The sequence below is a fragment of the Fundidesulfovibrio sp. genome (assembly GCF_058402725.1).
Window position 1 is genome coordinate 1 of record NZ_JBZVFJ010000012.1, and the last position, 11,951, is coordinate 11,951.

At 69.4% G+C, this 11,951-nt stretch carries 8 protein-coding genes; 4 read left to right on the forward strand and 4 right to left on the reverse strand.

The window, feature by feature from the left end; all coding sequences use genetic code 11:
* The 3 genes from ACV4UX_RS03050 to ACV4UX_RS03060 form a co-directional block, all read right to left on the reverse strand.
* Nucleotides 1–189 (reverse strand): hypothetical protein (locus ACV4UX_RS03050; RefSeq protein WP_491591860.1); only part of this gene is annotated, 189 nt, incomplete at its 3' end.
* 340 nt (nt 190–529) lie between these two features.
* Nucleotides 530–2,764, reverse strand: coding sequence for a ribonuclease R (rnr, locus tag ACV4UX_RS03055; RefSeq protein WP_491591861.1), 2,235 nt, complete (start codon nt 2,762–2,764; stop codon nt 530–532).
* Nucleotides 2,761–4,050, reverse strand: a complete 1,290-nt coding sequence (locus ACV4UX_RS03060) for a sensor domain-containing diguanylate cyclase (protein WP_491591862.1) — start codon at nt 4,048–4,050, stop codon at nt 2,761–2,763. Before ACV4UX_RS03060 ends, rnr begins: the two co-directional genes overlap by 4 nt.
* A gap of 159 nt (nt 4,051–4,209) precedes the next feature.
* Between ACV4UX_RS03060 and ACV4UX_RS03065 the strand changes: the two genes are divergently transcribed.
* Together ACV4UX_RS03065 and ACV4UX_RS03070 are read left to right on the forward strand one after the other, a co-directional pair.
* The gene (locus ACV4UX_RS03065; RefSeq protein WP_491591863.1) at nt 4,210–4,554 is read left to right on the forward strand and encodes a hypothetical protein; all 345 of its coding nucleotides are present in this window, start codon (nt 4,210–4,212) and stop codon (nt 4,552–4,554) included.
* Between the two features lie 143 nt (nt 4,555–4,697).
* The gene (locus ACV4UX_RS03070; protein WP_491591864.1) at nt 4,698–7,109 is read left to right on the forward strand and encodes a methyl-accepting chemotaxis protein; all 2,412 of its coding nucleotides are present in this window, start codon (nt 4,698–4,700) and stop codon (nt 7,107–7,109) included.
* 96 nt (nt 7,110–7,205) lie between these two features.
* On the opposite strand, the gene ACV4UX_RS03075 is transcribed toward ACV4UX_RS03070, so the two are convergent.
* A complete protein-coding gene (locus ACV4UX_RS03075; protein WP_491591865.1) occupies nt 7,206–9,287 on the reverse strand; it encodes a methyl-accepting chemotaxis protein in 2,082 nt (693 codons plus the stop codon).
* A gap of 307 nt (nt 9,288–9,594) precedes the next feature.
* On the opposite strand from ACV4UX_RS03075, the gene ACV4UX_RS03080 reads away from it, so the two are divergent.
* Both ACV4UX_RS03080 and ACV4UX_RS03085 read left to right on the forward strand, forming a co-directional pair.
* Nucleotides 9,595–11,043, forward strand: coding sequence for an SH3 domain-containing protein (locus ACV4UX_RS03080; RefSeq protein WP_491591866.1), 1,449 nt, complete (start codon nt 9,595–9,597; stop codon nt 11,041–11,043).
* A 128-nt stretch (nt 11,044–11,171) separates the two neighbouring features.
* The gene (locus tag ACV4UX_RS03085; protein ID WP_491591867.1) at nt 11,172–11,936 is read left to right on the forward strand and encodes a bestrophin-like domain; all 765 of its coding nucleotides are present in this window, start codon (nt 11,172–11,174) and stop codon (nt 11,934–11,936) included.
* Nucleotides 11,937–11,951 lie beyond the last annotated feature (15 nt).

Sequence of the window (11,951 nt, forward strand, 5' to 3'; positions counted from 1 at the left end):
TGTGGCCCACTCTTCGGGAGAAATCACGTCGGGCCAGCGGAATTCGGGCTTGAGCCAGGCAAGGGGACCCTGCCCGGGCCTGTCGATGAGATAGGCGAGGCTCGATTCGCTCAGGCCGCCTTCCCCAGCCGCCTCGGTGAGGAAGCGGCAGGTGGCGTCTGCGGGCGGCGCGAGCGAATCGATGGGCATGGCGAAGCTCCCTGCGGCCGATGCGGCAGCTGAGACGGCGCCCGAACAACCAGCCGCCAGCCGGAACCGGCACGTGCTGCTCCTGTCATGGATAGCGGCATCGCCCTGTCTTCGCAAGGAAAACAGTGAGGCACGCTTGCAATCAGGGGGCGGGGCCCTGCGGCGTTGAGCCGCCTGGGCGCAGGATGGCGGGGGCGGCGACCAGGGGGCGATCCGCAGACTCGACGAGAGAGCACCCGAGGGAACCGGGGGTGGCTTCCGCCGCGACCTGGGTCGGTGCGCGGGCCTGGGGAGCGCTTTCGTGCGCGGAGGCCCGGCCCGCACGTTGTCAGGGCAGGTCTCAGCGGGCGCGGCGTCCCTTCTTCCCGCCCGCCTTGCCCGCGAGCTTGCGCTGCTGCCGCCGGGGCAGGCCCATGCGGTCGTCGGCCAGGGCCAGGTTCACCTCCAGGCGCGCAAGGCTCACGTCTTCGAGCGTCACGCGCACCTTCTGGCCCAGGCGGAAGCGCCGCCCGGTGCGCTGGCCCAGCAGCTCCTGGCGCTCGGGGAACAGGGCGTAGTAGTCGTCCGTGAGCGTGGAAAGGCGCACCAGCCCCTCGCAGAGCACTTCGGGCAGCTCCACCCAGAACCCGAAGTCCGACAGCGAGCTGACCACGCCCTCGAACTCCTGCCCGGTCTTGTCGCGCAGGAAGAGCACGGCCGCTCGCTTGAGCATCTCGCGCTCGGCCTCCATGGCCGCGCGTTCGCGCAGGCTCAGGGTGTCGCACACGGTCTGGAGCCTTCGCGCCGTGACGGGCTGGGCCTCGCCCCGCAGCACGGCCTTGAGGGCGCGGTGCACGCAGAGGTCGGCGTAGCGGCGGATGGGCGAGGTGAAGTGGCAGTAGCACTCCGAGGCCAGGCCGTAGTGCCCGGCGTTCACGGTGTGGTAGCGCGCCTGCATCATGGAGCGCAGGAGCAGGCGGCTGGCAAGGAACTCCAGGTCCGTGCCCCGGGAGCGCTCCACCAGCTGCTGGAGCCCCTTGGGTGTGGGTTCGGAGGGCAGCGAAAGGCCCAGTTCCGTGCGCGAGAGCACGCCGAAGAGCGTCTCCAGCTTGTCCGGATCGGGCTCGGGGTGCACGCGGTAGGGCAGGGGCGCGCCGTGCTCCGTGAGATGCCGGGCCACGGCCTCGTTGGCCGCGATCATGAACTCCTCGATGATGCGGTGGGAGAAGCGCCTCTCTCGCGCGCGGATGTCCACCCCCCCGGTGGCGGGGTCCAGGCGGATCTCGGGTTCGGGCAGTTCGAAATCCAGGCTGCCGCGCTCCTCTCGCCGCGCCCGCACGGCCCGGGCCAGGGTCTCGGCGCGGCGCAGCATGGGCATCAGCGGGGCCAGGGCCTCACGCTCGGGGCCATCCTCCTCCAGGGCGGCGTGCACCTGCTCATAGGTGAGCCGGGCCTTGCTTCGGATCACGGCCGACGCGAAGTCGCAGCGCCCGGGCAGGCCGGAGGCGTCGAAGCGGATGGCCACGGCCATGGCCAGGCGGTCCACGCCGGGATTGAGGCTGCACAGCCCGTTGGAGAGGGCCTCGGGGAACATGGGCTCCACCGAGAGCGGGAAGTAGCAGGAGTTGCCGCGCTCCATGGCCTCGCGGTCCAGGGGCGAGCCCGGGGGCACGTAGTGGGCCACGTCGGCGATGGCCACGCGCAGCAGGAAGCCCTTGCCGTCCTCCTCCACGAGGACGGCGTCGTCGAAGTCCCTGGCGGTCTCGCCGTCGATGGTCACGAAGTCGAGCCCGCGCAGGTCCTGCCTGCCGGGGAGGTCGGCCTCGCCGGGCGCGGCGGGGAGCAGGGCGGCCTGTTCCAGGCAGCGCTCCGGGAAGGGGCCCGGGATCTGGTGGTTGAGCTTGACCATGCGCTCCTGCACGGCCAGGTCGGTCTCGCGGCCCAGGGACTCCACGAGGCGCGCCGCGAAGAGCTGGTGGTCGAGCATTTCCCCGGCCTCCAGGGCGAGCACGTCGCCGGGGGCGGGATCCTTGCCGCCCGGGGCGGTCTCCAGGAGCAGGGCGTGCAGGTGGCGCGGATCGGTGGGGCGGCACAGGGCCAGGCCCGGCTTGATCAGGCGCTCCACGCGGCAGGGCATGGCCTGCATGCCGCGCTCCAGCACGCGCACGATGCGTCCCTCCGGGTTGCGCCCGCCATGGCGGGTGAGGGCCACGGCCACGCGGTCGCCGTGCCAGGCCAGGCCGAAGTCGCGCGGGTTGATGAACACGTCCTTGCGGCGCTTGTCGTCGAGGATCACGTAGCCCACGCCCGAGCGCTGCACCTCCAGGCGTCCCGTGACCAGGCGCATGCTCTCGGCCAGGCCCCAGGCCCCCTGGATGCGGATGATCCGCCCGCTCTGGGTGAGCGTTTCCAGCAGGTGCAGAGCCTGGGCCTTCTGGACCTTGTGCGCGCCAAGCCCCGAGAGCACGTCCTTCACGGTGAGGGGCCTGCCGCGCTCCTTGAAGAGGGCCAGGAGCGATGCCTCGTCCATGCGCGCCGCGTCGCGTCCCGTCTTGCGGGCGCGCTTGGCCAGGCGGTCGGATCGTTTGGAGCTCATGCGGCCTCCACGCGGTTTCTGCCGTTGCGTTTTGCCAGGTAGACGGCCTGATCCACGCGCTGGAGCATGGCCTGGAGCGATTCCCCCTGGCGCGCCTGGGCCACGCCGAAACTGCACGTGACGCTGGGCGCGCCTGCGAAGGGGTGCCGGGACACGATCTCGCGCAGGCGTCCGGCCAGTTCCAGGGCGTCGTCCAGGGCGGTGTAGGGCGACAGGATCATGAATTCCTCGCCGCCCCAGCGGCCCAGGGCGTCGGTGTCCCGGATGTTGCGCAGCACCAGCCCGGCCAGCTCCTGGAGCACAAGGTCCCCTGCCAGGTGGCCGTGGGTGTCGTTGACGGCCTTGAAGTGGTCGATGTCGAACATGATGAGGCAAAGGGGCGCACGGTAGCGGCGGAAGCGCACGTGCTCGGTGTTGATGGCTTCGGAGAGCTTGTAGCGGTTGGCCACGCCGGTGAGGCTGTCCGTGGTGGCGCGGTAGATGAGCTGGACGCGCTCCTGCTCCAGGGGCGTGATGTCGGTGAAGGTGACCACCTCGCGGTCCAGTTCGGGGAAGCTCTTGTGGGTCACCCAGTACATGTTGTCGCCGGAGCAGGGCTCGCCGTCCGTGGAGAAGCAGACGGTGTGCTGGCGTCCGGGTTTGGAGCGCAGGATGTCCAGCCAGGTGAAGTCGTGCAGGGGGATGCGCTCTCCGGCCAGGTGGATGCTGGTTCTGGCTCCGGGCCTGCCTTCCAGGAGGCTTTCGAGGGTTTCGTGGCCCAGGTGCTGGAGGCAGGTGCGGTTGGCGTAGTCCATGCGCCCTTCGCGCGTGGAGATGATGCAGTGGGGGTTGATGTCCAGGAGGTAGGAGAAGAGCGCGGCCCGGGCCTCCTCCTGGCGGCGGTGCAGGGCGTGCCGGGCGTGGCGGTAGAGCACGGGGAGCGCGGCCCCCCGGTCCACGGGTTTGCGCAGGCAGCCGTCGATGCCCGCCTCCACGGCCTGGAAAAGGATGGGTTCCTCGTCCTGGGAGACAAGGGCCAGCACGGGAGTGTCCGGGGCATGGGTCTTGAGAATGGCCGCCAGCGAAATGCCGTCCAGGGAGGGCGGCAGGGTCAGGGCCGTGAGCACCATGTCGGGGCGGCGTTCCCGGAAGAGCTTGAGCCCCTGGGACCCGTCGCAGGCGTGCAGGAGCCCCCCCGCCAGGGGGCGCAGGAGGTCAAGGAGGTCCCTGGCGGTCTGGTCGTCGTCCTCGACCAGGAGCAGGGTGGTCTTCGCGAGGGTTTCTTCCGGCGTGGGGGCGTTGCGCATGGGAGGGGAGTACAGGATTCGCGGGGTTTTGTCCCGGGGGGGGACGGCTCCGCGCCGCTTGTGAATCGGGCCGCCGGTCAGGCCGTGCGCCAGGGGAGTTTTCAGAAGCGATTCCATCTGGCACAGTGCGATAAAACGCGTTGCGAAGGATTGGGAACCATGTCCGGATCTGGTTGGGAACTTGTAGGCGAAGTGCGCCTGGGGGCGGAATTGACCTTCGACGAGGCTCAGGAGGCGGAAGGCCTCCTGAGCGGGGAGCTGGAGAGGCTGATGGAAGGCCTGGGTTCTCCCTGGCTTGACGTGAAGGTGACGGGCGAAGGGATTGTTTTCACCGCGTCGCCGCGCGTGGGGGAGTTGGAGGACCTTCGGGAGCTGTGCGCAGGGCTCTCGCGGCTGCTGGACCCGGGCGCGCGCGGCCGTCTGGTGGCCGTGGGGGAGAATTTCGGGCCGGTGCTGACCTTCGGCTTCACCGCGCGCGGGGTGGAGCCTCCATCTGGGGAATGAGGCGGGCTCTTCGGGCGCTCGAGGCGGCGTCAATCGTGAAGAAAGTATCGAGGCGCGCGTCGTTGACAAAATGGTGACGAATGTGAAAACGAGTGGGAGTTGTCTGTTATACATAGATAATATCTATCGGGTGGAGGGGTGGCATGGGAATTCGTCGCAAGATGTTCCTGCCGTTTGTCGCGGCCATTGTCGTGCTTGGCGGGGCGAGCCTCTGGGTGCTCTATTCTTCGCTGGAGGATCTGGAGGAGAAGTTCATCGGCCATGTTCTTGCCGGCAAGGCGGCCGAGGTGCAAAGCGCCATCGAGAGCGCCTCGCGCGCGGCCATGGAGCAGGCGGTGCTTTTCTCGCGCATTCCCGGGATCCAGGCCGCCTATGAGGAAGCCCTGAAAGGCAACATCTCCGACGAAGCCGACCCTGCCGTGCAGCGCGCCCGCGAGGCCATCCGCCTGGAACTGGGGGGCCTGCTCCAGGGCTACGAGGCGGGCATGGGCCGCAAGCTCCAGCTGCACTACCACCTGCCCAACGTGCGCAGCCTCGTGCGCCTGTGGCGCGACAAGCAGGTGGTGCGCGGCGGCCAGAAGCTCGACGTCTCCGACGATCTCTCCTCCTTCCGACCCACCGTGGCCGAGGTGAACCGCTCGGGCAAGCCCGTGATGGGCATCGAGCTGGGCGAGGGCGGCTTCGCCATCCGGGGCGTCACCCCGGTGCTGAGCGCCCAGGGCAAGCCCGTGGGCTCCGTGGAAACCCTGGCCGACTTCGCCGCCGTGCTCCAGGGAGCGTCCAGCGGCGGCAAGCAGCTCATCCTGTACATGAACGCGGAACACCTGAAGATCACAGCCGCCCTGCGCGACAGCGCCAAATACCCCGTGCTGGCCGACCGCTACGTGCTGGTCTCCGGCGGCAAGGACGGGCAGGCCGAAAAGCTCGTCTCGCCCGCCCTGCTGGACAAGGGCGCCAAGGGCCTGGCCCAGGAGACCCGCGAGGGCCTGGCCCTGGGCGCCTTCCCCATCAAGGACTACAAAGGGGCACAGGTGGGCGTGGTGGTGGCCGTGTTGGACATCCGCACGGAAAAGGCCCTCATCTCCATGGTGGAATACACCCTGGCGGGCATGCTCCTGCTGCTCCTGGCCGTGCCCACGGGCATCGCCGGATACGCCTTCAACAAGCTCGTGGCGCGGCCCGTGGACCTGATCGTCGCCAAGATCAAGGACATCACCGAGGACAAGGCCGACCTCACCGCCAAGCTGCCCGCCGATTCCAACGACGAGATGGCAAGCCTCGCCCAGTGGTTCAACCGGCTCATGGACAAGCTCTCCGGGTTCATCTCCCTGAACAAGGCCGTGCTCGACGCCGTGCCCGACCCCCTCTTCGTGGTGGACAAGGAAAGGCGCATCCTTTTGGCCAACAAGGCAACCGCCGAGCTGGCCGGGCGCAACCAGGACGCCTTGCGCGGCCAGGGCTGCGCCGACATCTTCGGCACCGACGTGTGCGGCACCCTCCAATGTCCGGTGCAGATGATCCAGGACGGGAAGGCCGTGGCGAAGGATGCCGTCATCGACTGCCGCAAGGGCGGCAACCGCATGGTCATCAAGCCCTATGTCCAGGCCGTGCGCGACGCCCACGGCCACGAGTTCGGCTGGCTGGAGTTCGCCCAGAACATCACCGGCGTGGTGGAGCGCGAGGAGGCCCTGCAGGAGCACCTCGACCAGCTCCAGACCGTCAACGCGGAGATCTCCCACGTGGCCGGGGAGATCACCGGCTCGCTGCGCACCATCTCCACCCAGGTGGAGGAGGTGAACCGGGGCGCGGGCGTTCAGCGTCGCCGCGTGGAGGAGACCATGGCCGCCATGACCCAGATGACCGGAGCCGCGCGCGACGTGGCCCACAGCGCCCAGGCCGCCGCCACCCAGGCCGAGGAGGCCCGGGGCGCGGCCGCCGAGGGCGAGCAGGTGGTGCGCCAGGCCACCGGCGTGATCAACGCCGTCAAGGACCAGACCGAACTGCTCAAGGCCAACATGGGCGCCCTGGGCCAGCGCGCCCAGGACATCGGGCGCATCCTCACCGTGATCTCCGACATCGCCGACCAGACCAACCTCCTGGCCTTGAACGCCGCCATCGAGGCCGCGCGCGCCGGAGAGGCCGGGCGCGGCTTCGCCGTGGTGGCCGACGAGGTGCGCAAGCTGGCCGAAAAGACCATGACCGCCACCGGCGAGGTCACCCAGGTGATCTCCGCCATCCAGCAGGAGACCCACCGCAACCTGGAGGTCACCGAGCAGGCCGCCCGCACCGTGGACGAAGCCACCATGCTCTCGGGCCGCTCCGGTGAGAACCTGCACCGCATCGTGGAACTGGTGACGGGCACGGCCGGACAGGTGCAGTCCATCGCGGCGGCGGTGGAGGAGCAGTCGGCCGTGAGCGTGCACATCTCCAAGGCCCTGGACGAAGTGTCCGCCGTGTCCCAGGACACGGCCAAGGGCATGGACGAGTCGGCCCATTCCCTGGCCCAACTGGGGCAGCTGGCCGAACGCCTCAAGACCGTGAGCCTGGGCATGTAGCGAACGTCCCGCCCGGAATCGAAGCAGATCGGCCGGCCAGGGTGCTCCCCTGGCCGGCCGTTTGCGTCGCGGTCGCCGCTTTGCGGCGCGCCGGGCTCAGGAAGGCAGCGCGCGGGCCGCCGTCAACTGCTTGCAGCCAGTGGCCTTTTCTCCCTCGCACTGCAACTCGCGGATCAGGCTACCCAGCACCTGGGCCTGGGAGGACAGCTCGGTCACGGCCGAGGAGGCGTGGCGCATGGCCTCCGAGGTCATTGAGGAGATGCGGTTGATATCCTCCACGCTGCGGTTGATCTCCTCGCTGGCCGCGCTCTGCTCCTCCGCCGCCGTGGCGATGGAGCGCACCTGGTCTGCCGCGGTCTCCACCAGTTCCACGATCTGGCGCAGGGCCTCGCCGGAGTTGTTGGCCAGCCCCGTGGCCTCCTCAATGAGCCTGGCGGCCGTCTCCACGTTGTTCACGTTCACGCGCGCGCCCTGCTGGATTCCGGAGATGGCGTCTCCGACTTCCCTGGTCGCGCTCATGGTCTTTTCAGCGAGCTTGCGCACTTCGTCGGCCACCACGGCGAAGCCGCGTCCGGCGTCTCCGGCGCGGGCGGCCTCGATGGCGGCGTTCAAGGCCAGGAGGTTGGTCTGGTCGGCGATGTCGTTGATCACGGTCATCACCTGGCTGATGCCCTCGACGCGTCGGCCCAGGGCGTTCATGTCGGTCTTGAGGGCCTGGGCCTGGTCCATGACGTGGCCGATGCCCTGCACCACCTTTTTCACCACGTGCGAGCCTTCCTCGGCCATGTCTTTGGCGCGCACGGTGGTCTCGGCGGCCTGGGACGCGTTGCGGGCCACCTCCAGCACGGTGGCGTTCATCTCCTCCATGGCCGTGGCCGTCTCGTCGGTGCGCCGGGCCTGCTCTTCGGAGCCCCGGCTGGACTCCTCCACCTGGGCCGTAAGCTGTTCCGAAGCCGAGGAAACCACGGCCACCACGTCCTCCAGGCGCGCGGCGGCGGCCAGCATGCCCTCGGCCTTGGCGCGTTCGGCCTGGGCCAGGGCCTCTTCGGCCTGGAGCACGGCCCTGCGGGCAATCTCGGTCTGCTCTTCGGCCTCGCGGGTCTTGCCCTCGGCGGTGGCGATCATGCCGCGCAGGCGCTCCACCATCACGCGCAGGGAGTCCGAGAGCACGCCCAGTTCGTCGTCGCGGCGCACGTCCAGGGAGCGGTCCAGCTGGCCCTGGGCCACGGCGTGGGCGAAGTCCGCGTTGGCGGCCAGATCCCGGACCATGGCGCGCACGATGAAGAAAATGATCAGGCTCACCAGAACGATGCCCGCTCCTCCGAACGCTGCGGTGGCGTCGCGCACGGCCTTGGAGGCCTCGGCCGAATCGGCCCTGTTCACGGTGACGGCCACGATCCAGCCCGTGGCCTTTTCGCGGGTGAAGGCCACGGTTTGTTCCTCTCCCCGGTCCTCGTGGGACACCTGGCCCTTGTCCATGCCTACGAGCCTGCGTCCCCAGTCGGTCTCGGCCAGGTTGCGCTTCATGATGAGCGCGGCGTCCGGGTGGGCGAACACCAGGCCCTGGCGGGTGGCCAGGAAGGCTTGCCCCGTGCGGCCCAGCCGGACGGGGGAGACCATGGTGTCCGTGAACTTGCCCAAGTCAACCCGGGCGTAGACCACCCCCGCGATGCGCTCGCCGTCCTTGACGGGCGCGGCCACGATGAACACCGGCTTGCCCGTGACGCGGCTGACCAGCGGCTCCGAGACTGAAGCCTCGCCCCGCATGGCCAGCTTGAAGTAGTCGCGGTCGGCAAAGTTGCCCGTGGCCTTGGGGTCGCTGCTGAGCACTGTGTCGCCCTTGGTGTCCAGGAGGTTGGCGGCCTGCACGGACTCCTCGAAGCCGGTGAGCTCCTTGAGGGCGGTCACGGCGGCCTCCCGGGCGGCGGGGGAGGGGTCCCGGAGGAAACCGGCGATCTGGGGCGAGCGGCTCTGGATGAGCAGGACGGCCCGGATGTCCTCGACCCACAGGCTCGTGCCCTTGGCCAGGATGTCCACGGAACTGGCCGAGGCGTTCAGCATCTCGGCCCAGAGTTGATCTGCGGCCTTGCGGTAGGAAAAGTAGCTGGCCAGACCCATTGTGAGGAACACTGTGCAGAGTGTCGGGACGAGGATCTTGCCGCGTAAGCCAATTTTCATCTGGCACCTCCGGATGATCGGCCAGGGGCTGACCGCCGGGACGCAGGGCGGCTCCCGGGGGAAGGCGCGGCCTGCGCGAGGGCGGATTCAGGATTGCGGGAGGAGAAGCCCGGAGGGGCAAGCCGGTAAATGAATCGTAACCCTAATGTAACAGCATGCCGGGCTGTTGGGAAGATGAATCACGAAATGACGGTGTTCCGCGCACGACCCCGGGAAGGCCCTCGCCAGCGGAATACCGCCAAGGGCTCTTGACCCCGAGGGCAAGGAGGGGCACTGCCTTTGCGGGACATTCCCCGCGAGGTAGACCATGCTTCCATCGTTTTGCGCGCCGCGCCCGGCGGCGAGTCCGTTGCGTCCGGCCCTTTTCGTTCTGGCCCTGGCCCTGCTGGCGGGGGCGTGCGGCCCCAAGCCGTCCGGCCTGGACGTCACCTTCAAGCCCAAGCCCTCCTGGACCACCGAAAAGGCCATCGACGACCTCAAGGAGATGCCCCAGGACGCTCTGGCCTACGTGGACAAGGCCCAGGCGGACACCCCGCTGCTGGACCCCGGTTCTGCCAAAATGCGCGCCGAGATCTACGTCGAGCGCCTCTTCGGACCCTGGCGCGGCGGCAACCCGGCCTACGCCCTCAAGTCGGCCCAGCGCTCCCTCACGGCCTATTCGCGCAAGCCCGGCTACGACGAACTCGGCGCGGCCCGCCTGCGCCCCTGGTCCGACCGCATCCTCTGGAACGCCAACCTGCGCGCCTTCGCCAAGGCCCGCCGTCCGGCCATCGCCGTGGCCAACACCAACCTGCGCGCCATCCCCACCATGGACCCCCGCTACGGCACGCCCGGGCGTCCGGGCCAGGGCTATCCCTTCGACATGCTCCAGATGTCCGCCCTGTGGGTGGGCACGCCCGTGCTGGTGGACCACGTAAGCCGAGACGGCCAGTGGGCCCTGGTGGAATCGGCCATCGCCCCGGGCTGGGTGCGCACCGCCGACCTGGCCTACGTGGACGACGCCTTCATGAGCGGATGGCTCACCCGGGCCTTCGCCACCGTGACGGCCGAGAAGGTCCCGCTGACCCCCGGGCTCACGGCGGGGGTGGGCGCGGTGCTCCCCGTGGAGGAGACCGACGGCGTGCGCCTGAAGATCATGGTCCCCCAGGCCGGTCCCGGCGGGCAGGCCTACGTCTCGACGGTATGGCTCACCCAGGGCGAGGCGGCGCTCATGCCCCAGGCGGCCACGCCGCGCAACATCGCCCGCGCGGCCAACCAGATGATGGGGCAGGCCTACGGCTGGGGCGGCCTGGACGGCAAGCGCGACTGCTCCGCCGCCACCCGCGACGTGCTGGCCCCCTTCGGCCTCTGGCTGCCGCGCAACTCCGCGGCCCAGGCCAAGCGCGGCACCTTCATCCCCCTGGACGGCATGACCGGGGAGGAGAAGGAGCAGGTGATCCTCAAGAACGCCATCCCCTTCAGCACGCTCATCTGGATGCCCGGGCACATCCTGCTCTATGTTGGGCAGTACAAGGGCCGCCCGGCGGCCTTCCACAACATGTGGGGCATGCGCACCCTGGAGAACGGCGTCGAGGGCCGCAAAGTGGTGGGCAAGGCCGTGATCACCACTCTGCGCCTGGGCGAAAACTATCCGGAGGTGGGGCCGGAGCGCATCATGCTGGGCCGCGTGCGCGGCATCACGCTGGTGACCCCGGCCGGGGGAAAGGACGCCCAGGAGCCCGCCGCCGAGGAGGAGGCTCCGGACCCGGACCAGTAAGCCCGGCGTTGTCCGCGCGGCCCGGACGGGCCGCGCCCCGCGCCAGGGAGGCGCGCCGTGACCATCGGCGGCGCGAGCACCGCATCGGATAAACGGAGCGGGACCGTCCCGCGCCAGGGAGGCGCGCCGTGACCATCGATCTCAAGAACACCCTGCTGGTTTGCGCGGCGGTGCTGGCGCTCTTGGCCGTCGTGAAGCGCCTGGGCTCCAGCAGGCCGCACCGTCTGAGCCTGGCCCAGAAGAACCTCATCGCCACGAACTTCGGCTCGTTCACCACGCTCTACACGCTCTTCCTGGGGCTGGCGGTGGTCACGCTCCTGCAGGACTACAACGCCCTGGAGGAGGCCGCCACCCAGGAGGCCGACCTCCTGCGCGTGGAGCACGAGCTCTCGCGCGAGCTGCCGGGCTCCGCCCCCTTCCGGGAGGCCCTGCGCGCCCACGTGGGCTGGGTGATGGGGCCGGGCTGGGAGCGCATGGCCCGGGGCGAGCGCGACGACGGCGGCGAGGACATCTATCGCGGGGTCTGGCAGGCGCTGCACGGCATGGCCGTCCCCGAGGGCCAGGCCGCCCAGTTGCGGGTGTTCGCCCTGGACAAGATGGTGGAGGTCAACAGGCTGCGCCACAGGCGCATCCTGGCCGCCAGCGGCAACCTCTACACGCCCATCTGGTTCCTGGTGTTCGTGGGGGTGTTCTTCACGGTGGCGGGGTTCTACTTCATCGATTCCGAGCATCCGGCGGCGGACTTCTTCTTCGCGGCCATGATGCTGAGCCTCGTCCTGGGCAACGTGTTCATCCTCTACGAGCTGGACACCCCCTATTCCGGTATCATCCACATCGGCCCCGAGCGCTTCGCGGCGCTCCATGCCGCCATGACCGCCCCCGGAGGGGGGTGACGGGCGCGAGCCCTC